We start from the raw sequence: 25,708 nt of genomic DNA, 5'->3' as shown, positions 1-25,708 counted from the left end.
AAAATGGGGTGGGGAATGTGAAACGGGTCGTGATTTGCGGGCTGAGCCATCGTGCGTTCAATATGTTTATTAAACCGCTCACAGAGGATTTCAATGAGCATTATCGGATTACAGGACTCCTAGATATAGATCATCAGCGGTATACACTTTGTCAGGAGCGTTTTCCATCACTCCGGGGCGTTTCGTTTTTTCATGAAGATGCATTTGATCAGATGGTCAAGGAAACAAAGCCAGATATCGTCATTGTGGCAGGCAGGGATGACACACATGTCACATATATCATGCAGGCACTTGACCATGATCTAGATGTCATCACTGAAAAGCCGATGGTGACAACAGCAAAAGACGCCAAAAAAGTGGTGGATAAAGAGGCGGAAAGTAAAGGGAAGGTCACGGTCACCTTTAATTATCGCTACAATCCTTTCCATCGAAAAGTAAAAGAACTTATTTTAGACGGGAAAATTGGGAGGGTCACATCTGTTGAACTGAGCTGGCTCATTGATACGTACCATGGTGCTAGTTATTTCAAAAGGTGGAACCGCACACGTCAATTTTCTGGCGGGCTGTCCATTCATAAGTCGACGCATCATTTTGATTTGGTCAACTGGTGGATTGATCAAAAGCCGAAGCAAGTATTTGCTTACGGGGCGCTGAACTATTACGGCAGCGAAAGCCCTTGGAATCCCTTGCAGGGGGAGGAAAAAAGATTTTGCGGAACATGTCATGTGAAGGATATATGTCACTATGAAGCAAGGTGGAATCCGCGGGTTGAGCGCTCGAAGGTGGAGGACGACCATATTGAATCCGGTCAGGAGCAAACGCAGCAGTACTCAAACTATCGCCCTGATGCCTGCATTTTTGATCAGGAAATTGATATTGAGGATACATATGTGGCGTCAGTCGCTTATGACCAAGGGGCTTTGCTCAGCTATTCGATTCAATTCTCAGCCCCATATGAAGGCTATCGTCTTGCCATTAATGGGACGAAGGGGCGTATTGAAACAAATGAGTTTCATGTGCCATCAAGAATTCCTTTTCAATTCCCAGAACAAACAATTTCTTATTACCCGATGTTTGGATCAAAGGAGACGATTGAAGTCGTAAAGCAGCCAGGCGGACATGGCGGAGGAGATCCTCTGCTTTTGGCTGATTTATTTATAGGAAAAGATCCCTTGATTCACTATGACATCTTAGCAGGAGCAGAGGCTGGTGCTTATTCGATTGCTCTTGGGGAAGGCATGTGGCGCTCTGTCGCAGAAAAGCGCCCAATTGAAATCGATGAATTGTTTCATAAAGAGACGGTGTAAAGAGAAAGAGAGGAGGGGAAAGAGATGGATCATGATGGTTCAATGAGCAGAATGCTGAGGATGTGTGAGTGGGTGATGAGGCTCGCCTATACGAATTTGTTATGGCTTTTGTTCATCATCCTGGGGCTTGGCGTATTTGGCTTGATGCCTGCGACTACTGCATTATTTTCCGTGATGAGAAAGTGGATTCAAGGGCATGAGCAGGTCAATGTATTCCGCACTTTTTGGAAGGTATTCAGGGAGGAGTTTATACGCTCTAACATCATTGGAGTGGTGCTGTTCATCATTGGAACGATTATTTATGTCGACCTTGCTTATATCTATCCGGCGAGCTGGCTCTTACATGTGCTTCGCTTTGCTATATATATTTTCGGTTTTCTGTTTATTGTGAGCTTATTTTATATTTTTCCGCTGCTTGCGCATTACGATTGGAAAAAACGTCTCTATCTGAAATTCTCTCTTCTGCTCGGTATCTCATATTTGCAATATACACTCTCTATGCTTGTTTTCTCGGCTGTGCTGTTTGTTCTGTTTGCTTATTTACCGGGAATCGTGCCGTTTTTCAGTGTGAGCATACTCGCCTATGGTCATATGTGGCTGGCCTATCAAGTCTTTAAAAAGGTAGAGTTTGAAATTGAGCACGAGACAGCCGAAGTGAAGAAGCGGCTGCCGTCTTTCCTTCAATCAAAGCGGGTGAATACGCAGTGAAGTGAATCATTTGCTATAATGGTGTCACCGTAATGAAAAGGAGAGATGAGAGTCGTGTCAGTGAAAGAAATTTCAATAGAAGAATTAAAACAAAAGCTGGAGCAGGAAGACGCCATTCAGCTTATCGATGTACGTGAGGATGAAGAGGTAGCAGAAGGTATGATCCCGGAAGCCATCCACATTCGAATGGGCGATATCCCTGAGAAGCTGGATGCATTCGATCAAACGCAGGAATATTATATTATTTGCCGTTCTGGTAAACGTAGTGAAAATGTCTGCTATTACCTAGAAGATCAAGGCTACCAAGCGACAAATGTCGTTGGCGGGATGCTTGCTTGGACAGGAGAAATAAAACCGAAGCTGTAAATAGAAGGCCTTTCATCTTAACGATGAAAGGTTTTTTTGTTCATATGCCTCTTTCTATTTGCATAAAGATAGAGTAGCGAGAGAAGGGAGAGTGGCATAGGTGCTAAAGGTAGCTGTATTTGATGAAGAGCATGAGAAAGATTTGCAGAGTGAAATCAATCATTTTTTAAAAGGAATGGATGACGACCAAATCATTGACATCAAGTACAATGTAGCGGTGATCTGTGAGCAGGGAGGGGAACAGCTCTACTGTTTTTCTGCACTCATTTTATATAAAAAATAGACGGCTTCAAAAAAGGACCTGCTTGAAGTGTCCTTTTTCTTTGGTTAGCTGGCGTCTCTTACTTTCTCACAAATAGGACATGTCGTATGCTCTTTTTTGATCACGTTTAACGAAACTGGATCTGGGTTGTACTTGAACGTAGGTAACGTCATATAAACCTCCATTATGTAGAAAGTGATGATTCATCACTATTTTAAAGGAATCCTCAAGCTCGCGACAATCTTAAATTGTATATATAGAAAAAAGCCGTTCGGATAAGGAACGGCTTTTTCTCGCTTGCGATTATGCTTTTTTTACTCTTGGACTTCTTGGTTTATTGACTTGATTGGTTTGTTTGATGATTCTTCGTTCATCATTTAGTGATTTATACAGCGAGACAATCATCAATATAATGACAACGGAGAACGGTAAGGCTGCGAGCTTGGCTGTATTTTGCAGGGCTTCAAGTCCCCCTGAAAATAAAAGTACAGCAGCAACAGCCGATTGGATAATGCCCCAACTGACTTTGACACTGCCAGAAGGGTTCAATGATCCGTAGGTTGTCTGCATTCCAAGCACAAATGTAGCTGAATCAGCCGATGTAATAAAGAATACGGCGATTAAAATGAGTGCCAGTATCGATGTGATCATCGCCAGCGGATATTCATTCAGTACACCGAAGAGCATCGTTTCAGTTGAAAGACCTGCAACATCGACAATATTCTTTTGCTGTAAGTCCATTGCAGATACACCGAAAATCGAGAACCATAGGAATACTAGGATGGAAGGAGCGACTAAGACACCCACTAAAAATTCGCGAATTGTTCGCCCGCGTGACACTCTAGCGATAAAGATCCCGACAAATGGAGCCCAAGAAATCCACCATGCCCAATAAAAGATCGTCCATCCATTAATCCATTCTCTCTTTTCAGGATCATTGGGAGATAGACGAAAGCTCATTTGAACGATATTGGATAAGTATTGTCCAATCGAATCAGTAAAAGAATTTAAGATAAAAACAGTTGGACCTACCAAAAGTAAGAAAAACATCAGAACAGCTGCTAATACCATATTGATATTACTTAAGTATTTAATGCCTTTTCCAATCCCGCTTAAAGCAGATGCAAGAAAAAGCACTGTCACAATGATAATAATGATCAATTGTGTGCTAAAGGCAATTGGAATATGAAAAAGGTAATTCAATCCACCATTTATTTGTGCCGCGCCTAATCCTAGGCTTGTTGCAACACCAACCACAGTTGCAAATACTGCAATACAATCGATGGTTTTACCGATCCATCCGTGAATTTTATTTCCTAAAACGGGCTGCAGCGTTGCACTGATTAAGCCAGGTGCATCTTTTCTAAATTTAAAGTAAGCAATGCAAAGTGCAACAATGGCATAAATAGCCCATGCATGAAGCCCCCAGTGGAAAAATGTATAGCGAAGGGAATCGCGGAAGGCCTGAGCTGTTTCAGTCTCTCCTGTTGGTGACTGAATAGCATAGTGGCTGATCGGTTCAGCTGCTCCGTAAAAAACAAGACCAATTCCCATACCGGCACTAAATAGCATAGCAAACCAAGAAAATAAACCAAATTCAGGCTCTTCCCCGGGTTTTCCTAGCGTAATCTTACCGATTGGGCTAAAGATAAAGAATAGACAAAAGCCGACAAGCAGTGATACCACTAACAAGTAATACCAGCCAAAGTCATTTGTAATGTATGTTTGAATTTGATCTGTGACATTTTGCAATGTGTCTGGAGAAAACGCTCCCCACATCACGGCAACAAATGTGATCGCAATCACAATCCAAAATACACTTGATACGTTTTTCACACCATCTCACTCTCCTGTTGTTCTACACGTTTAAGCAGAGGACTTCGCTTAATATCCCCTAACTCAACTTATTTCAAACAAAAAGAGGCGAGCTTCTCACTCGACCTCTACTTTACCGTAACATGTTTTGCTTTCATTTATCAACTATCGATATGGGAAGACGATTTTTCCTCAATTCGTTTACGAAGACGGTAGACATATTCTTTTAAACATACTGCGAAAATGGTAAACGCCAAAACAATGGCGACTTTTAACGGGGTAATGGACAGCTTCAAGAAAACAGCAGCTGTCAAACTGATAACGACCGCAAGAACAATCGGTAATGCACGTCTGATCATTGATCTCTCTCCTTTGCTTCTAGTGCAGCATTCATGCCGGCAAGCCTGCCTGTCACAAGTGCTGATGTGATATTGTAGCCGCCTGTGTAGCCATGGATGTCTAAAATTTCTCCGCAGAAATAAAGACCGGGCATTTTTTTAGACGCCATTTTCTTCGGTTCAATTTCCTTCACAGAAACGCCGCCTCCTGTCACAAACGCTTTGTCCAAGGATAGCGTACCATTTGCATGCACAATAAAATGTTTGCAATCATGGGCAAATGCACGCAGTTTATCCTTGGCTAGACCAGAGAATGTGTCTTGTGGATCAATCCCGTTCCGTTCTAACAGAAACAATAAATAGCGTTCTTGCATCCAAGACTTGAGGACATTTTTAATGGCTTTCTTCGGTTCATCTTTTAGGTCGCGATGAAGCTTTTGGAACAGCTCCTCGTCATTCAGCTTCGGATATAAGTCAATTTGAAGACGTACACTCGGCTGTTTTTTCAATTCCTTCACAACAAATCCACTGCATCTAAGAACAGCTGGACCTGATAAACCAAAGTGAGTAAAGATCATATCCATGACGTGTGTGACGACGGGTTTCCCTTTTTTATTTAAGACACTGACAGCCACACTTCTTAAAGAAAGACCTTGAAGCACTTTTTCTTTAATAAATCGTTCATCGGATGTGACCGGTACCTCTGTTGGGAAGAGCTCTGTAATGGTATGACCGGCTGCTTCTGCCCATGCATAGCCGTCACCAGTAGAGCCGGTATGCGGCACACTTTTTCCGCCGACAGCAATGACGACAGACTTACTTGAAATTTTTTCATCATTATTTGTAACAATTCCAGCTGCTTGTCCGTCTTGATACAGAACTGTTTTAATTTTTTCGTTCGTTCGAATGGTGACATTGAGGGCTCGGAGCCTGTCTAGAAGGGCATCCACAACAGATTGTGCTTTGTTTGAGACAGGGAACATACGTCCATGGTCTTCTTCTTTTAGTTCAATGCCAAGGTTTTCAAAAAACGAAATAATATCCTCGTTGTTGAACTCAGAAAATGCACTATATAGAAAACGGCCGTTTCCGGGTATATGCTTGATGATTTCTTCTACTGGAAGGCGATTGGTGACGTTACAGCGTCCGCCGCCAGAAATGGCCAGCTTTCTGCCAAGTTTGTTTCCTTTGTCAATTAACAAAACAGTAGCGCCGTGCTCTGCTGATGCAATTGCGGCCATCAGCCCAGAAGGTCCGCCGCCAATGACAATGACATCATAATGTTTCATGTTACATTCCTCTTTCTACTTTCAGTCATTTTTCTATTATATCGAAGATTAGGGAAGGCTGAAATATGAATTGATTGGTTTTGTGACTTCCGTATTGGATTTGTTACCTGTGTGTTGAATTGATGTGGTAAAATAGTTAAGTTGAATATTCATTAGAAAAATGGTGGTTAAGCGCATGTCTAATAAACTGCTTCGTGGTACGTTGGTTTTAACGATAGGGACGTATCTCTCTCGTATTCTGGGTATGATTTATTTAATTCCATTTAGCGCAATGGTTGGAGCAACTGGTGGAGCGTTATTCCAATATGGATACAATCAATATACGATCTTTTTAAGTATTGCTACGCTTGGTTTTCCAACAGCGGTATCAAAATTTGTTTCCAAATATAATGCGATCGGCGATTATGAGACAACAAGAAAAATGTTCAGGGCGGGTATGTCGGTCATGCTTGTCACCGGGATTATCGCCTTTTCTATTTTATATTTGTCCGCACCGATTTTTGCCAAAATTCAGCTTGGCGGATCAAATGAAACAGGCGGTTTGACTGTCGATCAAGTAGTATATGTGATTCGAATGGTCAGCTTAGGTCTTTTGGTTGTACCGATCATGAGTCTTGTACGTGGGTTCTTCCAAGGACACTCCATGATGGGACCGACAGCTGTTTCCCAAGTGATTGAACAGCTTGTCAGAATCATCTTCCTATTAACGGCGACGTTTATTATTTTAAAGGTGCTTGACGGCGGGCTTGTCATTGCTGTCGGATATGCAACATTTGCCGCACTGATCGGTGCATTTGGCGGTTTATTCACGCTTTATTTATATTGGCTGAAGCGGAAAGACCGGCTCTTATCTATGCAGCCGAATACAGGCGCTCACTCTGAATTATCTTATAAGCAAATGTTTACAGAGCTGTTTAGCTATGCAGCGCCGTATGTATTTGTTGGACTTGCGATTCCAATTTATTCTTATATCGATACAAACACAATTAACAGAGCCATGATTGCATCAGGACATCAGGATATTAGCACAGCGGTATTGTCCATTGTGACGTTATATTTACCGAAGCTCGTGATGATTCCTGTGTCACTTGCAACAGCGTTTGGCTTAACCTTGATTCCGACGATAACGGAATCATTTACAGCACGTAATTACAAGCTGCTCAATAGACAAATTGATCAGACGATGCAAGTCATTTTATTTTTCGTGCTGCCTGCATCATTTGGTATCTCAGCATTGGCTGGACCGGTTTATTGGTTTTTCTATCCGTCTGTTCATCCTGAGATTGGGATCTCCATTTTGTTCTGGTATGCACCTGTTGCATTATTGTTTTCTTTATTCACCATTAATGCAGCGATTCTGCAAGGGATCAACAAACAAAAATTTGCCATCGTCAGTCTTTTGTTAGGGATCATTATTAAAACGGTTCTGAACATCCCGCTGATCAGCTGGCTGCAAGGAAATGGTTCTGTACTTGCAACAGCATTAGGCTACAGTGCGTCCATCTTGTATATGTTTATCATGATTAAACGCCATGCCGGCTATTCGTTCCGCAGAATTTTCAAACGTTTTATTCTCATTGGTATTTTAACGGCGATCATGGCTGTCGTGGCATATGTGACAAGTCAACTTGTGAGCCAAGTGATTTCTTATGAAGGCGGAATTGTACAAGCGGGTATCGTCATTTTGATTTCCATGATCACTGGCGGCGGTGTGTATATGTTCTTGTCTTATAAGGTGGGATTACTAGAGCGTGTACTTGGCAGCCGTATGCCGAAATTTTTAAGAAAAAAGAGTTAAGAAGAGGTAGATATTCATGAGGCTTGATAAATTACTTGCTAACAGCGGCTTTGGTTCAAGAAAAGATGTGAAAAAGCTTGTCAAGGCCCGGGCGGTCACAGTGAATGGAGAAGTGGCAAAGCAGGTGAAAGATCATGTTGATCCATCAAATGATGAAGTGCTCGTACACGGAGAGCGTGTAGAATATAAAGAATTCATTTACTTAATGATGAACAAGCCAGACGGGGTGATCTCAGCAACTGAAGATCTGCGGGATGAAACGGTTGTCGATTTACTTGAGCCGGAGGATATCGCAAGGGAGCCATTCCCTGTGGGGAGACTGGATAAGGATACGGTCGGTCTCCTTCTCCTCACAAATGATGGACAGCTTGCTCATCAATTACTTTCTCCAAAAAAGCATGTGCCAAAAACGTATGAGGTTCATTTGAAATATCCTTTAGGAGATCAAGACATTAAGCGTCTTGAAGAGGGCGTTGTCATCTTAGATGATTATCACACGAAGCCGGCGAAGGTGGAAGTAGATGCGAATGAAGACGAAGATACACGCATTTGTTTAACGATTACTGAAGGGAAGTACCATCAAGTGAAGCTGATGGCGCAAGCGGTGGGAAATGAAGTGATCTTTTTAAAAAGGCTCTCGATGGGGGCTGTCTCTTTAGATGAAGATCTAGCACCTGGAGAGTACCGTGAATTGACGGATGAAGAATTAGACAGCTTAATGAATCGCGAATAACATAAGAACAAAAGAAAAGAACCGGCATATCGCCGGTTCTTTTTGTTATATGGACAATTCATTATACGCTTAAGATGATATTTTTACTTTTTTTCTCGTTGTTTCCCATTTGCCTCTGCTTGGACTATGAACAAGATCGTTATAGGCAAGCACGTTTAAGTCTCTTTGAATGGTTCTAGGTGTGATCCCGAATTCATCAACCAGCTCTTGTGTCGTCACAAGACCTTTCTCTTGAATGAACATATAGACTGATTTGATTCGAGTCATCATACGGTTTGTTGAAGGTTTCAAAAAACCACTCCCTATCAATAAGATCGGATGGACTTGACTAACCACAACTTACTACACTAAAACTGCGAAATAAGGACATGCAACAATGGTAAATGTTCGTGTTTGTTAATGTTTTATTCTATTATACACGTTATTATGCATCTAGTTCCACCAAAAAGTCAACTTTACGTGTTTTTAAACTTGTCTTCATGAAATGAAATATGGTATATATCATGATTTGAATCCGGTTACAACCCAATAATGATAAGGGATGCGATTGGAGCTGACATTTTCAAATGTCCAAAAAATAAACACAGAAAATTTACAAAATAAAAAATTCAGTGAAAAGCAAAAAGACACATTCCATGTGAGGATGTGCCTTTTTTGTTTCTGTTATCCTTCTAAGAAAAAGAGCTGAATGAAAAATAAGACCGCAAAGATGAGAACAAGCACATGTACTTCTCTCCATTTCCCTTTCGCCAATTTCACAAGCGGATATGAAATAAATCCAAGTGAAATCCCTGTAGAAATACTAGAAGTCAGCGGCATCGAAAGAATGACAAGAAAAGCAGGGAATGCTTCGTCTAGTTCGTTCCAGCGAATGCGTGACACTGAGTTCATCATCAAACAGCCAACAATGATTAAAACAGGTGATGTGATGGATGGTAAAGAAGAAATCGCTTGAACGAGCGGGCCAAAAAATAATGCCACAATAAACAGTGCAGCGACCGTTAGAGACGTCAGCCCAGTTCTTCCGCCAGCAGCAACTCCTGATGATGATTCAATATAAGCAGTGGTTGGGCTTGTACCAAACATAGAACCAACCGTCGTTGCAGCCGAGTCAGCGAGCAGGGCTCTGCGCACTTTTGGCAGCTGGCCATTTTTCATTAATCCGGCTTGTTCTGCAACGCCGATCATCGTGCCTGTTGTATCAAAAATCGTCACCAGTAAGAAGGAGAAGACGACGGCATACAAATGATGAGAGAACACGTCACCAAAGGCAGAGATTGGATTTGTAATCAGCATGCCTTCAGGCAGTGCAGGGATGTCCATCAGTGTTTTAGGGAAATGAAGCTGGCCAGTTGCGAGCGCAATCAATGTGGTCGCTAACATACCGATAAACAGTGCACCATTTATTTGCAGAACCATTAAAATAACCGAAATCATTAAGCCGACAAGCGTTAAAATGACAACAGGCGAGCTTAAATTGCCAAGCTTCACAAGGTTTTCTGGATCAGCAGCGATGATTCCAGACTGACGGAGGCCGATGAATGCAATGAAAAGCCCGATGCCTGCTGTAATGCCGTACTTTAAATTATCTGGAATGGCTTGAATCAGTTGTTTTCTAAGGGATGTTAACGATAAAATAATAAAGAGTATACCAGCAACAAATACCGCACTAAACGCTGTTTGATAGCTGATGCCGCCACCGCCGACAACGGTAAAGGTGAAATAGACATTCAGCCCCATGCCTGGTGCAATGGCAATCGGATAGTTTGCAAATAGTGCCATCCAGAGCGTACCGACAACAGCAGCGATGATTGTTGCAGTAAAGACTTGGTCAAAAGGAATACCTGCTTTTGAAAGAATTCCCGGGTTGACGGCAACAATATAGACCATAGTAAAGAATGTCGTCATACCAGCGATTATTTCTTTCTTTATGTTGGTTTGATTTTCTTTTAACTGAAACATAAAATCCTCCATTTACGAACATTATTACAAAACAATTAATATAATATTCGTTTTAAGGGTGGATTGCAACCTTTTTTCAAGGAGGAATGGAAAAATGAATTGGGAAGCTGAAGTAATACGAAAAAAAGACGATTTGATCAAGGACACACAATCTTTTTTACAAATTGAAAGTGTCCTTGATGAAGAAGGCGGCAAAGAAGGAAAGCCATTTGGTGAAAAAGTCGATGATGCCCTGCAGTATATGCTGAAAAAAGGGGAAGACGAAGGCTTCACAGTCAAGAATGTCGACGGCTATGCGGGTCATATTGAATATGGGGAAGGCGATGACATTGTAGGTGTGCTTTGCCATGTGGACGTGGTGCCTGCTGGTGACGGCTGGACAACCCCGCCATTTTCAGCTGACATCAGAGAAAATAAAATCTTTGCACGCGGGGCTATTGATGACAAAGGCCCAACAATGGCGGCATTTTATGCGCTGAAGATCTTAAAAGATACTGGTCTGCAGCTGTCGAAAAAAATACGCATGATCATTGGAACAGATGAAGAAAGCGATTGGCGCTGTGTGGACCATTATTTCAAGCATGAGGCGATGCCGCAAATCGGATTTGCACCAGATGCCGATTTTCCAATTATTCATGCGGAAAAAGGGATCATTGATGCGGTTGTGTCATTTACATATCAACAAACAGCGAATCATCAGCGCTATACGCTGAAGCAATTTACATCGGGTATGAGGCTCAATATGGTACCGGATGAGGCAGCTGCTACTGTAACTGCTGCACAGGAACACGATGCTGAATCATTAAAAACAGCCTTCGAAGCCTATCTTGCTGATCATCAATTATCTGGCGAGGTAAAAAGCGCAGCAGATGGACAGCATTTTACATTAAAAGGGGTGTCCGTTCATGCCATGGAGCCGGCGCATGGGACAAATGCGGGCATTCATATGGCGAATTTCTTATGCGGACACGAATTAGATGAGCAGGGACTTGCCTTTACTTCCCAAATCAACGCTTTATTTGATCAGGATACAAGAGGACAAAAGCTGGGAATTGCTTGCAAAGATGAGATTAGTGGAGATTTGACGTTGAATGTTGGGACAATCCGCTATAAACAGAATGAGGCAGCAAAGCTAGGGTTAAATGTCCGCTATCCAGTAACAGCAGACGGCAAGGACGTCAAAAAAGGAATTGAAAGCATCAAAGGGGCAGCCCTGCTAAAATTCGAAGACAGCCCTCCGCACCACGTCTCAAAAGATCATCCGCTTGTGAAAACCTTGCAGCGGGTATATGAGGAACAAACGGGAGATCCTGCAACCCTTATTGCCATTGGGGGAGGAACGTATGCAAGATCTTTAGAAGCAGGCGTTGCCTTTGGACCTTTATTTCCTGGCAGGCCAGACTGCGCCCATCAAAAGGATGAATATATTGAAATTGATGACTTACTGAGAGCAGCAGCTCTTTACGCACAAGCTATGTATGAATTAGCAAAATAGAAATGGAAAAGAGAAGAGGGAATTCACAGTGAAAAAAATGTTCTTATGCTCTTCATTCAAAGACAGCTATTCTCTCTTATCTGACTTTGCGGGGGAATCATTAAAAGGAAAGCGTGTGACTTTTTTTCCAACGGCAAGTGCTGTGGAAGAAGTCACGCATTATGTGGAGGCAGCGAAGGAAGCCTTTCAGCAATTAGGGATGCTGCTTGAGACTGTGCAAATAAATGAACAGTCCGCTGAAGAGATCTCGCAAATGATCAAACAAAATGATGTGATCTACGTGTCAGGAGGCAACACGTTTTATTTATTGCAGGAATTAAGAAAGCATCGTCTCGATGACGTGTTGAAAGAAGAAATCAACAACGGCAAGCTGTACATCGGAGAGTCTGCTGGGAGTGTTATCATGGCGCCAAGCATTGAATATATCTCTCTGATGGATGATCAAAAGAAGGCACCGGAGCTTTCATCATATCAAGCTTTCAATGAAATAAGCCGCTATCCAGTACCGCATATGCACAATACCTATTTAGGCGAGGCTGCGCAGCAAATCACAGAGAAGCATCAGCAGACGCTTGATTTATGTCCGCTTACTGATGAACAGGCTTTACTTATCAGAGGGGAACAGGCTGAAGTGAAATCTGTCAAAGCATCTTAACCGTGAAATGAAGAAAAAGGAACAGGGATTCATCGCCCTGTTCCTTTTTTAATTTTGAAAAACATCACTGGATAAGTATCGTTCGCCCGTATCTGCTGTCATACAGATCACAATTTGATCTGCCGGCAATTGCTTGGCTGTTTCAATGGCTGCATAGCAAGCCGCCCCAGAGGATGGGCCTACCAAAATTCCTTCAAGCTGAGCGAGCTGCCGTGTGATGTGGTACGCATCTTCGTCACTTACCTGAACGATGTCATCATAGACGTGCTCGTTTAAAATATGGGGGATAAATCCTGGGCTTGTGCCAACGAGCTTATGCTTCCCAGGTTTCCCGCCAGATAAGACAGGGGAGCCCTTAGGCTCTGCCACACGGATGGTTAAATGAGGGAATGCCTTTTTTAATTCCTCTCCAGTTCCTGTAATAGTACCGCCAGTTCCAGCTGTTGCGATAAAGGCTCCAAGAGGCTGTCCAAGTTGTTTCACAGCTTCCATAATTTCGACTGCTGTTGTGCCTCTATGTGCATCTGGGTTCGCTCTATTGTCAAACTGCATGGGAATAAAGCTGTGAGGAATTTGAGCAGCCAGTTCCTCAGCCTTGCGGATGCAGCCCGGCATTTTTTCTTCTCCTGGGGTTAAGACGACCTGCGCCCCGTATGCCTTCAAAATATTGATTCTTTCCTTTGTCATCGTATCAGGCATGACAAGGATGGCTTTGTAGCCTCTTGCGGCGGCATTCATGGCTAAACCAATCCCTGTATTCCCGCTCGTAGGCTCAATAATGGTTGCTCCTTTTGTGAGTTTCCCTTGTTTTTCTGCCTCGACGATCATATTGTAAGCCGCGCGGTCTTTTACACTTCCGCTCGGATTAAATGATTCCAGCTTTAAGTAAACAGCCGCCGCATTTTCTGGCTGGAGCCGCTGTAATTTGACAAGTGGTGTATCGCCAATCAGCTCAGCTATATTTTGTGCTACTTTCATCAGATGACACCCTTTCTTCTCATTCCGCATTTCTTTAGTTATACTATCATCAATGGGGATTCGTAAAGTTTGTTAAAAAAGGACAGGTGATATTGTGTCAGAAAGCCGTCATTATTTTATAGGGATTCACATCCCTGAACAACTTGCGCATCAAATCAAACAGGACATTGATCAAAGGAGCGGATTGTTCTTTCAAAAATGGACAGCACCACATGATTATCATGTGACCCTTATCTTTTTAGGAGCCATTCCAGAAGAGCGTTTAAAAAAGATCATCCAGCTGCTTGACATCCTTTCAAATGAAGCGTCTGCATTTCCACTAGAGCTGAATGAGGTAGGGCAGTTTGGTGCGAAAGAACGCCCAAGAGTCTTTTTTGCAAAGCCTCATGAAAGTGAGCCGCTCATGCATTTAAGAGAAAAGGTAAAGGAAGCCGTTTTGTCAGCAGGACACCCTGTTGAAAAGAGACCGTTTCATCCGCATATGACGATTGCGCGCAAATGGAATGCGGATGACCCTTATGAAAAGCAAGCACCTTTACGCAAAGAGCCATATGTGATGGAGGTTTCTCGTATCACTTTATTTGAAATACGTCCGAAGGAAACCCCTCGTTATCACGCAATCAAACAATTTACACTACATAAATGATTCTAGAAGTTGGAGTGAGCAGCAGATGGCGCAAATTATCAAAATTCAAGATTATATATCACGATATGAACAAGACCCGCATCACTATATCAATCAATTCAATCGGTTGAAAAAACAAAGATGGGACGAGTTAAAAAAGGCTTCAAAAGAGGAGGCGCAGCAACCGTTTGATCAAATTCCTCAACAAGCTCCAGAACAAGAGGAAGAAAAGAGAAAGAAATTCTCCTTAAAGAGAAAGCAAAAAGAAGCCGATATGAAAAAGGAACGGGACCTGAGTCTTTTTAACGAGCCGACAGATATAGAGCAAGGGGTTTTCAGAAACGTTCCTACCGATGAAACGAAGCTGATTCACTTTTTTAAGGATCATCTCTTTGAAGTGCAATTAAAATGGGCGAGTTCGACGATTTCCCATATTTCAACCGTTTCCCATCATATTCGGTATGATGAAAAGCTGCGGATGCTTGCAAGGCAGCTTCCGGATTCTTATTTTGTGATGTACAAGCCGGTGCTTCTTATTCAAAAAGCTGAGATGGAATTATGTCCGATACTCATCACGCCGATCGAAGTGATCTGTTTATCTTTCTTAGAGGCTGAGCCAGACAGCGTCTATATCGGAACGAAGGAACGTTTTTGGGAAAAACGGGCGACTGGGAAAGCTGTTCAGTCCGTCTTGAATCCTTGTGCAAGCCTTTTGCGATCTGGCACCGTCGTGTCAAAGATCTTACAGCAAAGTGGTGTAGACCTTCCTGTGAAAAAAATCCTCATCAGCCGAACCTCTTATATTGATTTACCTGAAGTTCCATATGGGATGGAGGTTATCGATAAGAAGAAGGCAGAAGAGTGGTTTGAAAAGCAGCGGAAAAATACGGCGCCGACAAAGCATCAGCAATTTAAGGCGACAAAGGCATTGCTTGCTTATGGTGAATCAGACAGCAAAAGAAGACAGGAATGGCTCGATTAAAGGCATGATGGAAGGTCACGAAAAATGAGACCTGAGTGGAGCTAATATATGAATGAATGGTACTTTATCGTTAATCCAGAAGCAGGACATGGAAAAGGACTCCGCACATGGAGGAGCATAGAGAAAGAATTACAAAAGGTGGAGGTCTCTTATCGATCATTTCTCACCCAGCATGAAGGCCATGCAGAAGTTTTGGCAAGACAAATCAGTGCCATGCAGGATGACAGGCTGAAGCGCTTGATTGTTATTGGCGGTGACGGCACCATTCATGAAGTACTGAATGGCTTAAAGGAAATCGATCATGTGCAGCTTAGTTTTGTCCCTGCTGGTCATTGGAATGATGCTGCGAAGGGTCTCGGTATCCATCGTCATGATGTCCTAAAAGAAGTGAGAAAGCAAAAGAGAATGCTCACCAAAACATTTTCTCTCGGCTCCTTTCAAGATCATGCCGAAAGTCCGCAATCTGTTCTCTTTCTCAATCATATCGGCGCGGGGTTTGACGCACATGTACTGAGGAAAACGGTGCATTTTAGAGGGAAAAAGTGGCTGAAACGGCTGGGGCTTGGCTTTATCATCTACCCTCTGTCATTTCTCCATTCTTTATGGTCGTTTAAGCCGTTTGATCTTGCGTTATTTATTGAAAATGAGAAGAAAGTCTTTCGCCAAGTGTGGTTTGTGATCGTCTGCAATCACCCGTATTACGGGGGAGGGCTGGAAGCGGCACCGGAAGTGAGTGCGAGGCAGCCAGGTTTTCAAACGTTGGTTGTCACAGATTTGAATCCATTCAAAGTCCTCTTGTTTCTAAGCGCGATGGTGTTCCGAAAGCACCTTGGGATGAAGGGGGTTACCCTGTTTCAGCATGAGGAAGCGTTTTTAGAAGCAGATGAAAAAATCTTATTTCACGCAGATGGAGAAGTGATCGGCGCAACGCCTGTCTTTGTAAAGGCAAGTGAACGATCCTTAAAATTACGTGCTTAAATAACTTGCGGTATATCCTTAGTCAAAGAACCATGAAAAAAGCCTTCTTTTTCGTAAGGTTCTTGTCCTGATTTTTTAGTTTTGCTTGACGAGTATAAGAAGGTAACGATAAAATCTATAGGACGGCTATTGTTTAGCATCTCATTCTCAATAGCTGTCCTTTTTGTTTTTATGATCATATAAATAAAAAAAGAAACAGCCAATTGATCCTCAATCGGCTGAATTTTGTCGACTAAAAAAGCAAGATTTAAAATATTTTAAGAAATGATGGGTTGAAAATTGATATGAACTGGTTGGGACAAATATTAGGTAGCGAATGGCATATCTCTCCGGCTGGAGGCGCTACGGGAGATGCGTACTTCGCAACACACAATGACCAAAAGCTATTTTTAAAACGCAATACGTCACCGTTTCTTGCGGTTTTGTCAGCTGAAGGCATTGTGCCGAAGCTTGTCTGGACAAAACGGATGGAAAATGGAGATGTGATTACTGCACAGCACTGGCTGAGCGGCAGAGAGCTGAAGCCAAAGGACATGAATGATCGTCCTGTAGCAGAGCAGCTAAGAAAAATCCATACATCAAAAGAATTGCTCGATATGCTGAAACGATTAGAGAAGCACTCTCTAGACCCAGAATCCATTCTGATGCATCTGAAACAGTCCATATTAAACGAGCAAATTGATTCACAAGACATTTCGCGTGCCATCCAGTATTTAGAGAAGCATGTGGAGGCTGTCCATTTTGAGGACAAGGTCGTCTGTCATTGCGATCTCAATCATAATAATTGGCTGCTGACAGATGAAAACCAGCTCTATTTGATCGATTGGGATGGGGCGATGATTGCAGACCCAGCGATTGATCTTGGACCGCTTTTATACCATTATGTTGAGGAAGAGAACTGGGAAAGCTGGCTCTCTATGTACGGCGCCCCGCTGACGGACAATTTGCGAAAGCGCATGGCGTGGTACGTGCTCGCTGAAACCGTATCGTTTGTCGTTTGGCATAAACGAAAAGGGAATGAAAAGGCGCAAAAAGAAGTGCAAGCGGAGCTAAATGCACTCTTAAAACGGTTAAACATCCATTAAGACAGTGGAATGTTCTCGACCCACTCAGACAGATGTGATTGATGCTCCTCAATATGTGCATCAATTGAACTGACAGAGGTGCCCTTTTGGCTGTAATCATAAATATCTGTTAACAGCTGACGAATGTCGGCATCCAGATCTTCTTTTGCCAGCATTAATTGAATCACGCGTCCCACCTGTTCATATTCTGCAACAGTCCCGCAGCAATCCAGCTGGTGATCGGTTAAAATATCTTTGATTAATTGAAGCTGATGTTGACGGTTTAAACCCATACAAATGCTCCTTTCCTGCGTGTCATTTATGAGGTTAAACTGTGCATTCAGCGTCCAATTTATACATGCGGCAGACCAGCTCAAGCGAAGGGCTGGTCTTTTTATATGGACATAGAAGATGCTGTCTTGCGGGTCTTTATGTTTCATGGTATCTTGATAAAATGTAAAGAAAATAGAGGTGTATCAAATTGAGAATGCGACATAAACCATGGGCGGATGATTACTTAGCTGAGAATGCTCATATTGCTTTAGCAAGTCCCGAGCAATATAAAGGGAAATGGCATGAGCTGTTTGGAAATGATCATCCAATCCATATCGAAGTTGGGACAGGAAAAGGGAGCTTTATTGCTGGAATGGGCAAGCTTCATCCTGATATCAACTATATTGGCATTGAATTATTTAAAAGTGTTATTGTGACGGCAGTAGATAAAATCAAAGAGACAGATGTTGAAAATGTAAAGCTTTTGAACATCAATGCTGAGACGCTGACAGATGTTTTTGCGGAAAATGAGATTGACCGGGTGTATTTGAATTTCTCTGATCCGTGGCCAAAAGCAAGACACGAAAAGCGCAGATTGACGTTTAAAACCTTTTTAGAGCGATATGAACATATACTCCGTCCAGGTGGTGAGTTACATTTCAAAACAGATAACCGCGGGTTATTTGAATATTCCTTAAAAAGTTTTTCTGCATATGGCCTTCTTTTAACGTATGTCAGCCTAGATTTACATGAGGACGGCTTAGAAGGAAACGTGATGACTGAATATGAAGAGAAATTCTCGTCTATGGGACAACCGATCTATCGATCAGAAGTCAAATTCCCAGAATAACAAGTGATATCAAGCTGGCTGCAATAGAAAAATGGCAGTCAGCTTTTTTTATGAAAAGATTGGTGCATGCGATTTTTGGCTGTATTTGCTACGATAGAAAAAGGAGGGATGACAGCAATGGAGACAATGAAAATAGGTGAAATGGAACTGTTTTGGTTAAACGGGGGAGATACGCACATGGACGGCGGAGCGATGTTTGGTGTCGTGCCAAAGCCATTATGGTCAAAAAAATACCCGGTAAATGACCGCAATCAAATTGAATTACGATGTGATCCAATTCTCATTCGGTGGAAGGGTCTTCACCTGTTAGTGGATTCCGGCATCGGATCAGGGAAGCTGACAGATAAACAAAAACGCAATTACGGCGTGACAGAGGAAACCAAATTGGAAGAATCTCTAGCGGCGCTTGGCCTGCGCCCAGCAGATATTGATTACGTATTGATGACACATCTGCACTTTGATCATGCCAGCGGATTAACAAAACGTGAAGGCGATAAGCTTGTGTCTGTTTTTCAGCAGGCAAAAATCATCACATCGAAAATCGAATGGGATGAAATGAGAGCGCCAAACATTCGCTCAAGAAATACATATTGGAAAGAAAACTGGGAGCCTGTGGCAGATCAAGTCGTCACATTTGAAGAAAGCATCGAAGTGACAGAAGGAATCGAGCTGCATCATACAGGCGGCCATAGCAATGGTCATAGCATTTTAACGCTCACAAGTGAGGGAGAAACAGCGATTCATTTAGCTGATATCATGCCAACACATGCTCATAAAAATCCACTTTGGGTTTTGGCATATGATGATTACCCAATGACCTCGATTCCAGCCAAGCAAAAGTGGCAGGCATTTGCAGAAGAAAAAAATGCGTGGTACTTGTTTTATCATGATGCCATTTATCGTGCTGTAAAATGGGACGAAGACGGGCAGATCACACACGAAATTAAAAGAGAAACAGGAAGATAAAAGATCATCTGTATGTTTTTTTCACCTTTCACACAAAATAACGACAAAATGAACTTGTGAAAGGAAGAGTGCAGGTGAACCAATTTTATCGTGTACATGGTGATGTGATCGAAACACCATTAAGAGGGATGGAAGTCATGTCAGTCCCTTATTTAAACAAAGGGGTTGCATTTACAAAGGAAGAGCGGGAGGAGCTCGGGTTAAAGGGATTTCTTCCGCCTAAGGTCTTAACCTTAGAGGATCAGGCAAAGCGTGCATATGAACAGTTCAAGGCACAGCCTGATGAACTGGGGAAAAATGTGTATTTAACAGCGCTTCATGACAGAAATGAAGTGCTTTTTTACAAACTGCTAAATGAGCACTTGGCGGAAATGCTTCCGATTGTCTACACGCCGACTGTAGGAACGGCTATTCAGCGTTATAGCCATGAGTATCGAAAGCCGAGAGGGCTCTATTTATCGATTGATGATCTGGAAGGCATGGAGGAGATTTTTGCCTCTTATGGTGTCGATGAATCAATCGACTTAATCGTTGCAACGGATGCAGAAGGCATTTTAGGTATTGGAGACTGGGGCGTTGGCGGGATTGCCATTTCAGTTGGAAAACTTGCTGTTTATACAGCTGCAGCAGGCATTGATCCCAGCCGCGTGCTGGCAGTAGTGCTTGATGCCGGAACGAACCAGGAAAGTCTCTTGAATGATCCGCTTTATGTTGGAAACCAGCACTCCCGCGTTCGAGGAGAGCGCTATGATCAGTTCATTGATCAATATGTCGAGCTCGCCCGCGCTACTTTCCCAAATGCACTCCTTCACTGGGAAGACTTTGGGACAAAGAATGCCCGTGCGATATTGGAAAAATATAAGGACCGTATTTGTACATTTAACGATGACATTCAAGGGACTGGCGCCGTTTCACTTGCTGCAGTTCTGGCATGTGCAAAAGCTTCGAAGGTTCCGCTGAAAGATCACCGTATTGTCATTTTTGGAGCGGGTACGGCAGGTATTGGCATAGCCGAGCAAATCCGTGATGCCATTGTCAGAGATGGAGTCAAAGAAGAGGAGTCCTACGATCATTTCTGGTGTATTGATAAAACGGGGCTGCTCACAGATGATTCACCTGACATTCAGCCATTTCAAAAGCCGTATGCAAGGCGCTCTGACGAAGTAAAGGATTATGCCCGTAATGGTCCAAAGCATTCGATTGATCTATTAGAGGTCGTCAAGCAGGCGAAACCAACAATCTTAATTGGCACTTCGACGGTCGGAGGAGCATTTACAGAGGAAATTGTAAAAGAAATGGCGTCACACGTGGAGCGTCCTGCGATTTTACCGATGTCGAATCCGACACCTCTTTCAGAAGCAAAGCCGCAAGATCTGATCGAGTGGACTGAAGGACGTGCCCTTGTGACAACAGGAAGTCCATTTGATCCTGTCGAATATGGCGGCGTGACATATGAAATTGGACAAGCGAATAATGCCCTTGTCTTCCCAGGCCTTGGTCTAGGCACAATTGTGTCAAAAGCACGCCTCATGACAGATAGTATGTTTGTTGCGAGTGCTGAAGCCATTGCAAGCATGGTCAATGTTGGGAAGCCGGGTGCAGCGATGCTGCCAAGTGTCGATCAGCTTCGAACCGTTTCAGCGACAGTGGCCGTCCGTGTGGCGCAGGCAGCAATTGATGAAGGAATTGCAGAAGAAACGCCTGATGATCTCATTCAGGCTGTGCAGGACGCTATGTGGCATCCTGTCTACAAAAAAATCAAAGCCATATAAAAAAAGCTTCGCAAGGACATGTCTTTGCGAAGCTTTCTTGATCAAGCAACAGAATCAATTACATCCACGATCATGCCAGTTTTGGCATCAATCATCACTTCATACTGTTCAAGCTCACCAAATGCAGAGCGGGTAATGCCAGATTTGTATACATCAATCGTTTCGCCATTTACGGTATACGGTTCTGGTACAGTATAAATCCAAGAGCCATCAATTGGGCCGCGCTGTTTAAAAGCAGATTTCACAATTTTTAATGCTTTTTCAGATGAGATATACGTAGGGAAAAATACTTTCTTTGCAACAATTGCAGCGGCTACGCCAATACTCGCACCAATCAGAACATGTTTTAACTTCAACGTGCTGCACCTCCGTATTGCTGTTTTTTCCATTATACAAAACTTGTCCAACGATGTTAAGGAATCCGAATACTTGAAAGCATATTCAAAATTTCTGGAGAGATACTTGGAAAACCGAAAGAATTCTTATAGTATAAAGTGAGTGTTATTTTTATAGGAATATATATGGTCATTACATAGAAACGAGGTAAACTGTAGAATGAACGAAGAAACATTGTCGCTTTTCCGAAATTTAACAGAATTACAGGGAACTCCAGGAAATGAGCACCATGTGCGTGCTTTTATGAAAAAGGAACTTGAGAAATATTCTGATGAACTCATTCAAGACCGTCTTGGCGGAGTGTTTGGCGTACGCAAGGGACCGGAAAACGCACCGAAAATTATGGTAGCGGGTCATATGGATGAAGTCGGATTCATGGTCTCATCGATTACGAAAAACGGGATGATTCGTTTTCAAACACTTGGCGGCTGGTGGAGTCAAGTCATGCTGGCGCAGCGTGTGGACGTCCATACCGATCACGGGCCAATTCCTGGTGTCGTCTCTAGTACACCTCCTCACCTTCTCACGCCAGAACAAAAAAGCAAACCTGTGAAGCCGTCAGATATGCTCATTGATATTGGTGCAGACAGTGAAGAAGAGGCAAAAGAGCTTGGCGTTCGTCCAGGACAGCAAATCGTTCCTGCAACGGTTTTTACCCCAATGGCGAATCCAAAAAAGATTTTAGCGAAGGCTTGGGATAACCGCTATGGCTGCGGCCTTGCAATTGAATTATTAAAAGAATTAAAAGACGAATCACTTTCATGTCAGCTGTACTCAGGAGCAACTGTTCAAGAGGAAGTTGGGCTTAGAGGAGCTGAGGTAGCTGCGAATATGATTCAGCCAGATCTTTTCTTCGCTTTAGATGCGAGTCCTGCAAACGATGTGACAGGTGACAAAACACAGTTCGGCCAGCTTGGAAAAGGTGCACTTCTGCGTATTTTTGATCGGACAATGATTACGCACCGCGGAATGAGAGACTTTGTACTTGATACTGCTGAGACAAACAACATTCCATATCAATATTTCGTATCACCGGGTGGTACGGACGCTGGACGTGTTCATATTTCAAACCAAGGTGTGCCTTCTGCTGTCATTGGAGTTTGTGCACGCTACATTCATACAAGTCATTCTGTTTTGCATGTGGATGATTACGCAGCGGCAAAAGAGTTAATTGTCCGCCTTGTCAAAAATTGTGATCAAAGTACAGTGGATTCTATTTACCAACAAGTATAAATAGAATAGAAAAAGGCTGCTTCTTCAATGAGAGCAGCCTTTTTTCTTATTGCTGTTCAAACACATAAGATAACGCCTTGATCGCTTGGTTTACGGTTTCCACAGTGATATTTGCTTTGTTTGATAGTTCCTTTAACGGATGGTGCAGCTCTTTTGGACGGATTAAAATAAGAGGTTTACCTTTTGCAATCGCAGCAGATGCATCCATGGCTGTGTTCCACTGCTTATATTTCTCACCAAAGCGCGCAATGACGACATCTGCTTTGTTTAATAGAATTTCAGTGCGGAAATTGTTCAAATCAGAAGCAGCATCATCTTTGAAAATGGCATTCGGCTGCTCACCTAAAATATCCTCACCGATGTTATCTGAGCGGTCATGATTTTCCATTGGACCGACAAATGTCACCGGCAGCTTCAAAGATTGGCTTTTCTCCTTGATTTCATCACGCCACTGGCTATGAATTTCTCCAGCTAAATAGACAGTTAATTGCATAACGATCTCCTCCTTTTGTACAAACTTAGTAAAGGTTTGTCCTGTTTCTTTTCATGTTACACAAGAAGTGCTTGATAAAGCAAAAAAAATATGATTATGATATTCATGGTAGAGACTATTTTTCATCGCAAGAATACTACATATAATGGGAAGGACAGGCCTCTTCGTCTTTCCTATGAGAAAGCAGGAAGACGACGTTGATGACTTATTTAAAAAGAAAGGGGATCTCCCTTTCGCCAAAGGTGTATTTCATTGATGCACTTTCTTATATGGCTTTAGGTCTATTTGCTACATTAGTGGTAGGTCTGATTTTAAAAACAGCAGGCGGTCTGTTATCACTTCCACTCATCATTAAAATGGGAACCCTTGCCATGGGGCTCATGGGACCGGCGATCGGCGTAGCAGTTGCGTACCGTTTACATGCATCTCCTTTGATCATTTTTGCAAGTGTTGTCTCAGGCGCTGCAGGAGCAGAGCTTGGGGGGCCTGCTGGAAGCTTTGCCGCAGCATTAATTGGTGTGGAACTAGGCAAGCTGGTCAGTGGTGAGACAAAAATTGATATTATTTTAACGCCGCTTGTCACCATTATCACTGGCTTTTTCACCGCTGCCCTAATCGGACCTGGAATTGAAGCCATGATGACAGGGCTCGGCAGGCTCATCATGTGGGGGACAGATCAAAGCCCGCTGATCATGGGCATGCTGGTAGCGACCATTGTTGGACTTGCTCTCAGTTCTCCGATCTCAAGTGCTGCACTTGCGCTCATGCTTGACTTAAGCGGGTCAGCTGCTGGTGCTGCAACGATTGGCTGCTGTGCTCAAATGGTCGGCTTTGCCGCTGCAGGCTTTAGAGAAAATCGCTTTGGCGGTCTTGCGGCTGTCGGCATTGGAACGTCAAAGTTGCAGCTTTCGAACATTGTGAAAAACCCCCTCATCCTGATTCCGCCGACAATTGCTGGTCTGATTCTCGCGCCAATTGGTATTATTGGCTTTGGGATGGTCAATAATGCGGCAGGAGCGGGAATGGGAACGAGCGGGCTTGTTGGACAACTCATGACGCTGACCGTCATGGGGTTTCATCCATCTGTATTTCTGGCGATCGCTCTCTTGCATATCGTTGGCCCGGCAGTGATTAGTTTGGTAGTATCAGAATGGATGAGAAAGAAAGGCTATATACAATTCGGAGATTTAACCATACAAACTGGAGGAATGAAACATGAAAAAAATTGAATCAAACGAAGAATTACAAAAAGTGATTCAAGAAGACTTAACCGTATTGCTATTTTCGGCTGACTGGTGCCCGGACTGCACATTTATTGAGCCATTCTTGCCAGAGCTTGAAGCAAACTACCCAGAATTTGAGTACTTCTATGTCGATAGAGACAAGTTCATTGACACTTGTGCAGAGTGGGAAATTTACGGTATTCCAAGCTTTTTAGTCTTTAAAAACGGACAAGAGATTAACCGCTTTGTCAGCAAAGATCGTAAGACAAAGGAAGAGATTGAAGCATTTTTAACAGATTCTCTTTCTAAATAACGAAAGGAGAGTCTAAAACGATGGCAAAAATGACATCAAGACAGCTTGCGAATGAACTCAAAAGCCGTCTGACGAACGACAGCTGGTCACACGAGTTTGACCGGGAAAAAGATACGCTTCGTATTGAAGATAAACAAACAGGCAAAGGCATCACACTAGAACTCCCGCCAATTATTGCAAAGTGGGAAGTAAAGCCTGATGAAACAATCGATGAGATCGTCTATTATGCGAAAGAAGCGCTGAGTGCCATGAAAGGCGAAGCGCAGCACATCTCAGGAAAAGAAAAGCAGATCTATCCGGTCATTCGTTCCACTTCCTTTCCTGAGGCATCAAGTGATGGGATTCCGCTTGTGTTTGATGAGCATACAGCAGAAACGAGAATCTACTATGCGCTTGACCTTGGAAGCACCTACCGACTAATTGATGAAAAGATGCTCCAAAAGGAAAACTGGACAAAAGAGCGAATCAGAGAAACTGCAAGCTTCAACGTCCGTTCTCTAGAAACAGTAGTGAAAATGGATGAAGTGGCAGGCAACCGGTTTTATTTCTTCCGTGCAAATGACGGGTATGACGCCAGCAGACTTTTAAATGAATCGTTATTACAAGAATACGCGCAAAAAATAGAAGGACAAATGGCGATTTCTGTTCCCCATCAAGATGTATTCATCATTGCTGATGTTCGCAATGATTCAGGCTATGATATTTTAGGACAGATGTCGATGAGCTTCTTCGCCAGCGGCACGGTTCCGATTACCGCATTGTCATTTTTATATGACGAGGGTAAGCTTGAACCGATCTTTATACTTGCAAAAAGCAGACCAAAACAGCAGTAGA

The 25,708-nt window shown here is 43.0% G+C and carries 29 protein-coding genes; 19 read left to right on the top strand and 10 right to left on the bottom strand.

Features of this window, described 5'->3' with window-relative positions; genetic code table 11:
* The first annotated feature begins 17 nt into the window (after nt 1-17).
* From MHB69_RS13840 to MHB69_RS13825, 4 genes are all read left to right on the top strand, one after another.
* Entirely contained in the window at nt 18-1,307 is a 1,290-nt protein-coding gene (locus tag MHB69_RS13840) for a Gfo/Idh/MocA family oxidoreductase (RefSeq protein ID WP_342495688.1), read from the top strand.
* 24 nt (nt 1,308-1,331) lie between these two features.
* Entirely contained in the window at nt 1,332-2,015 is a 684-nt protein-coding gene (locus tag MHB69_RS13835) for a YesL family protein (protein ID WP_342495687.1), read from the top strand.
* A gap of 54 nt (nt 2,016-2,069) precedes the next feature.
* Nucleotides 2,070-2,381, top strand: a complete 312-nt coding sequence (locus tag MHB69_RS13830) for a rhodanese-like domain-containing protein (protein ID WP_217008764.1) — start codon at nt 2,070-2,072, stop codon at nt 2,379-2,381.
* Between the two features lie 100 nt (nt 2,382-2,481).
* A complete protein-coding gene (locus MHB69_RS13825; RefSeq protein ID WP_024424881.1) occupies nt 2,482-2,664 on the top strand; it encodes a sporulation protein Cse60 in 183 nt (60 codons plus the stop codon).
* Between the two features lie 44 nt (nt 2,665-2,708).
* Here MHB69_RS13825 and MHB69_RS13820 read toward each other — a convergent pair whose 3' ends face one another.
* From MHB69_RS13820 to MHB69_RS13805, 4 genes are all read right to left on the bottom strand, one after another.
* Nucleotides 2,709-2,816 carry a CbrC family protein gene (locus MHB69_RS13820; protein ID WP_342495686.1) on the bottom strand — a complete coding sequence of 36 codons (108 nt, stop codon included), beginning with the start codon at nt 2,814-2,816 and terminating at the stop codon, nt 2,709-2,711.
* Nucleotides 2,817-2,946: 130 nt separating this feature from the next.
* Complete coding sequence (locus MHB69_RS13815; protein WP_034279475.1) at nt 2,947-4,479, bottom strand: BCCT family transporter; 1,533 nt, start codon at nt 4,477-4,479, stop codon at nt 2,947-2,949.
* 140 nt (nt 4,480-4,619) lie between these two features.
* Nucleotides 4,620-4,817, bottom strand: a complete 198-nt coding sequence (locus MHB69_RS13810) for a hypothetical protein (protein ID WP_024424878.1) — start codon at nt 4,815-4,817, stop codon at nt 4,620-4,622.
* A complete protein-coding gene (locus tag MHB69_RS13805) occupies nt 4,814-6,085 on the bottom strand; it encodes an NAD(P)/FAD-dependent oxidoreductase (RefSeq protein WP_034279477.1) in 1,272 nt (423 codons plus the stop codon). Before MHB69_RS13805 ends, MHB69_RS13810 begins: the two co-directional genes overlap by 4 nt.
* 175 nt (nt 6,086-6,260) lie before the next feature.
* Here MHB69_RS13805 and MHB69_RS13800 point away from each other — a divergent pair, with 175 nt between their 5' ends.
* Together MHB69_RS13800 and MHB69_RS13795 are read left to right on the top strand one after the other, a co-directional pair.
* Nucleotides 6,261-7,883, top strand: a complete 1,623-nt coding sequence (locus MHB69_RS13800) for a polysaccharide biosynthesis protein (protein ID WP_065214506.1) — start codon at nt 6,261-6,263, stop codon at nt 7,881-7,883.
* Nucleotides 7,884-7,899: 16 nt separating this feature from the next.
* On the top strand, nt 7,900-8,616 hold the full coding sequence (locus MHB69_RS13795) for a pseudouridine synthase (RefSeq protein ID WP_144496320.1): 717 nt from the start codon (nt 7,900-7,902) through the stop codon (nt 8,614-8,616).
* A 69-nt stretch (nt 8,617-8,685) separates the two neighbouring features.
* On the opposite strand, the gene MHB69_RS13790 is transcribed toward MHB69_RS13795, so the two are convergent.
* Both MHB69_RS13790 and MHB69_RS13785 read right to left on the bottom strand, forming a co-directional pair.
* Entirely contained in the window at nt 8,686-8,907 is a 222-nt protein-coding gene (locus MHB69_RS13790) for a DeoR family transcriptional regulator (protein WP_008356419.1), read from the bottom strand.
* 372 nt (nt 8,908-9,279) lie between these two features.
* Nucleotides 9,280-10,578 (bottom strand): NCS2 family permease, encoded by a 1,299-nt coding sequence (locus MHB69_RS13785; protein WP_034279487.1) that lies wholly within the window; start codon nt 10,576-10,578, stop codon nt 9,280-9,282.
* Nucleotides 10,579-10,672: 94 nt separating this feature from the next.
* Here MHB69_RS13785 and pepV point away from each other — a divergent pair, with 94 nt between their 5' ends.
* Both pepV and MHB69_RS13775 read left to right on the top strand, forming a co-directional pair.
* Complete coding sequence (gene pepV / locus MHB69_RS13780) at nt 10,673-12,073, top strand: dipeptidase PepV (protein ID WP_144496319.1); 1,401 nt, start codon at nt 10,673-10,675, stop codon at nt 12,071-12,073.
* Nucleotides 12,074-12,101: 28 nt separating this feature from the next.
* Nucleotides 12,102-12,728 (top strand): Type 1 glutamine amidotransferase-like domain-containing protein, encoded by a 627-nt coding sequence (locus tag MHB69_RS13775; RefSeq protein ID WP_144496318.1) that lies wholly within the window; start codon nt 12,102-12,104, stop codon nt 12,726-12,728.
* Nucleotides 12,729-12,776: 48 nt separating this feature from the next.
* Here the strand turns inward: MHB69_RS13775 and cysK are convergent, their stop codons facing one another.
* A complete protein-coding gene (cysK, locus tag MHB69_RS13770) occupies nt 12,777-13,709 on the bottom strand; it encodes a cysteine synthase A (protein WP_169737547.1) in 933 nt (310 codons plus the stop codon).
* Nucleotides 13,710-13,800: 91 nt separating this feature from the next.
* Here cysK and thpR point away from each other — a divergent pair, with 91 nt between their 5' ends.
* From thpR to MHB69_RS13750, 4 genes are all read left to right on the top strand, one after another.
* Nucleotides 13,801-14,352 (top strand): RNA 2',3'-cyclic phosphodiesterase, encoded by a 552-nt coding sequence (gene thpR, locus MHB69_RS13765; protein WP_034279495.1) that lies wholly within the window; start codon nt 13,801-13,803, stop codon nt 14,350-14,352.
* Between the two features lie 25 nt (nt 14,353-14,377).
* Entirely contained in the window at nt 14,378-15,313 is a 936-nt protein-coding gene (locus MHB69_RS13760) for a hypothetical protein (protein ID WP_041114966.1), read from the top strand.
* Between the two features lie 48 nt (nt 15,314-15,361).
* Nucleotides 15,362-16,291 carry a YegS/Rv2252/BmrU family lipid kinase gene (locus MHB69_RS13755; protein ID WP_034279500.1) on the top strand — a complete coding sequence of 310 codons (930 nt, stop codon included), beginning with the start codon at nt 15,362-15,364 and terminating at the stop codon, nt 16,289-16,291.
* Nucleotides 16,292-16,575: 284 nt separating this feature from the next.
* Nucleotides 16,576-17,376 carry a phosphotransferase family protein gene (locus tag MHB69_RS13750; RefSeq protein ID WP_024424868.1) on the top strand — a complete coding sequence of 267 codons (801 nt, stop codon included), beginning with the start codon at nt 16,576-16,578 and terminating at the stop codon, nt 17,374-17,376.
* On the opposite strand, the gene MHB69_RS13745 is transcribed toward MHB69_RS13750, so the two are convergent.
* The gene (locus MHB69_RS13745; RefSeq protein WP_024424867.1) at nt 17,373-17,648 is read right to left on the bottom strand and encodes a YtzH-like family protein; all 276 of its coding nucleotides are present in this window, start codon (nt 17,646-17,648) and stop codon (nt 17,373-17,375) included. The genes MHB69_RS13750 and MHB69_RS13745 overlap by 4 nt on opposite strands.
* Before the next feature lie 188 nt (nt 17,649-17,836).
* On the opposite strand from MHB69_RS13745, the gene trmB reads away from it, so the two are divergent.
* The 3 genes from trmB (at nt 17,837) to MHB69_RS13730 (ending at nt 21,216) form a co-directional block, all read left to right on the top strand.
* Nucleotides 17,837-18,478, top strand: coding sequence for a tRNA (guanosine(46)-N7)-methyltransferase TrmB (gene trmB, locus MHB69_RS13740; RefSeq protein ID WP_024424866.1), 642 nt, complete (start codon nt 17,837-17,839; stop codon nt 18,476-18,478).
* 117 nt (nt 18,479-18,595) lie between these two features.
* A complete protein-coding gene (locus MHB69_RS13735; RefSeq protein WP_081124685.1) occupies nt 18,596-19,444 on the top strand; it encodes an MBL fold metallo-hydrolase in 849 nt (282 codons plus the stop codon).
* 74 nt (nt 19,445-19,518) lie between these two features.
* Entirely contained in the window at nt 19,519-21,216 is a 1,698-nt protein-coding gene (locus MHB69_RS13730; RefSeq protein ID WP_081338903.1) for an NAD-dependent malic enzyme, read from the top strand.
* Nucleotides 21,217-21,257: 41 nt separating this feature from the next.
* On the opposite strand, the gene MHB69_RS13725 is transcribed toward MHB69_RS13730, so the two are convergent.
* Complete coding sequence (locus MHB69_RS13725) at nt 21,258-21,572, bottom strand: PepSY domain-containing protein (protein WP_003217759.1); 315 nt, start codon at nt 21,570-21,572, stop codon at nt 21,258-21,260.
* Nucleotides 21,573-21,771: 199 nt separating this feature from the next.
* Here MHB69_RS13725 and MHB69_RS13720 point away from each other — a divergent pair, with 199 nt between their 5' ends.
* Entirely contained in the window at nt 21,772-22,845 is a 1,074-nt protein-coding gene (locus MHB69_RS13720; protein ID WP_034279511.1) for a M42 family metallopeptidase, read from the top strand.
* A 46-nt stretch (nt 22,846-22,891) separates the two neighbouring features.
* Here the strand turns inward: MHB69_RS13720 and MHB69_RS13715 are convergent, their stop codons facing one another.
* The gene (locus MHB69_RS13715; RefSeq protein WP_024426182.1) at nt 22,892-23,338 is read right to left on the bottom strand and encodes a YtoQ family protein; all 447 of its coding nucleotides are present in this window, start codon (nt 23,336-23,338) and stop codon (nt 22,892-22,894) included.
* 200 nt (nt 23,339-23,538) lie between these two features.
* On the opposite strand from MHB69_RS13715, the gene MHB69_RS13710 reads away from it, so the two are divergent.
* Genes MHB69_RS13710 through MHB69_RS13700 form a run of 3 tightly spaced genes read left to right on the top strand, consistent with a single transcriptional unit; the run spans nt 23,539 to nt 25,707 of the window.
* Nucleotides 23,539-24,567 (top strand): PTS sugar transporter subunit IIC, encoded by a 1,029-nt coding sequence (locus tag MHB69_RS13710; RefSeq protein WP_046312093.1) that lies wholly within the window; start codon nt 23,539-23,541, stop codon nt 24,565-24,567.
* Nucleotides 24,554-24,874, top strand: coding sequence for a thioredoxin family protein (locus MHB69_RS13705; RefSeq protein ID WP_024424860.1), 321 nt, complete (start codon nt 24,554-24,556; stop codon nt 24,872-24,874). Before MHB69_RS13710 ends, MHB69_RS13705 begins: the two co-directional genes overlap by 14 nt.
* 20 nt (nt 24,875-24,894) lie before the next feature.
* Entirely contained in the window at nt 24,895-25,707 is an 813-nt protein-coding gene (locus MHB69_RS13700) for a DUF1444 domain-containing protein (protein WP_342495685.1), read from the top strand.
* Nucleotide 25,708 lies beyond the last annotated feature (1 nt).

Origin of the sequence: Bacillus sp. FSL K6-0994 (genome assembly GCF_038630815.1) — a bacterium.
GTDB lineage: Bacteria > Bacillota > Bacilli > Bacillales > Bacillaceae > Bacillus > Bacillus safensis.
This window is presented reverse-complemented; position numbering and strand designations above follow the sequence as displayed.

Excerpts from the sequence above, each read along its gene's own strand:
- MHB69_RS13755 (WP_034279500.1), top strand. The coding sequence starts at position 15,362 with ATGAATGAATGGTACTTTATCGTTAATCCAGAAGCAGGACATGGAAAA.
- MHB69_RS13800 (WP_065214506.1), top strand. The coding sequence starts at position 6,261 with ATGTCTAATAAACTGCTTCGTGGTACGTTGGTTTTAACGATAGGGACG.
- MHB69_RS13710 (WP_046312093.1), top strand. The coding sequence starts at position 23,539 with ATGACTTATTTAAAAAGAAAGGGGATCTCCCTTTCGCCAAAGGTGTAT.
- MHB69_RS13820 (WP_342495686.1), bottom strand. The coding sequence starts at position 2,816 with ATGACGTTACCTACGTTCAAGTACAACCCAGATCCAGTTTCGTTAAAC.
- MHB69_RS13835 (WP_342495687.1), top strand. The coding sequence starts at position 1,332 with ATGGATCATGATGGTTCAATGAGCAGAATGCTGAGGATGTGTGAGTGG.
- MHB69_RS13805 (WP_034279477.1), bottom strand. The coding sequence starts at position 6,085 with ATGAAACATTATGATGTCATTGTCATTGGCGGCGGACCTTCTGGGCTG.
- MHB69_RS13760 (WP_041114966.1), top strand. The coding sequence starts at position 14,378 with ATGGCGCAAATTATCAAAATTCAAGATTATATATCACGATATGAACAA.
- MHB69_RS13750 (WP_024424868.1), top strand. The coding sequence starts at position 16,576 with ATGAACTGGTTGGGACAAATATTAGGTAGCGAATGGCATATCTCTCCG.
- MHB69_RS13700 (WP_342495685.1), top strand. The coding sequence starts at position 24,895 with ATGGCAAAAATGACATCAAGACAGCTTGCGAATGAACTCAAAAGCCGT.
- MHB69_RS13810 (WP_024424878.1), bottom strand. The coding sequence starts at position 4,817 with ATGATCAGACGTGCATTACCGATTGTTCTTGCGGTCGTTATCAGTTTG.
- MHB69_RS13745 (WP_024424867.1), bottom strand. The coding sequence starts at position 17,648 with ATGGGTTTAAACCGTCAACATCAGCTTCAATTAATCAAAGATATTTTA.
- MHB69_RS13785 (WP_034279487.1), bottom strand. The coding sequence starts at position 10,578 with ATGTTTCAGTTAAAAGAAAATCAAACCAACATAAAGAAAGAAATAATC.
- MHB69_RS13715 (WP_024426182.1), bottom strand. The coding sequence starts at position 23,338 with ATGCAATTAACTGTCTATTTAGCTGGAGAAATTCATAGCCAGTGGCGT.
- MHB69_RS13735 (WP_081124685.1), top strand. The coding sequence starts at position 18,596 with ATGGAGACAATGAAAATAGGTGAAATGGAACTGTTTTGGTTAAACGGG.
- MHB69_RS13795 (WP_144496320.1), top strand. The coding sequence starts at position 7,900 with ATGAGGCTTGATAAATTACTTGCTAACAGCGGCTTTGGTTCAAGAAAA.
- pepV (WP_144496319.1), top strand. The coding sequence starts at position 10,673 with ATGAATTGGGAAGCTGAAGTAATACGAAAAAAAGACGATTTGATCAAG.
- MHB69_RS13720 (WP_034279511.1), top strand. The coding sequence starts at position 21,772 with ATGAACGAAGAAACATTGTCGCTTTTCCGAAATTTAACAGAATTACAG.
- MHB69_RS13705 (WP_024424860.1), top strand. The coding sequence starts at position 24,554 with ATGAAAAAAATTGAATCAAACGAAGAATTACAAAAAGTGATTCAAGAA.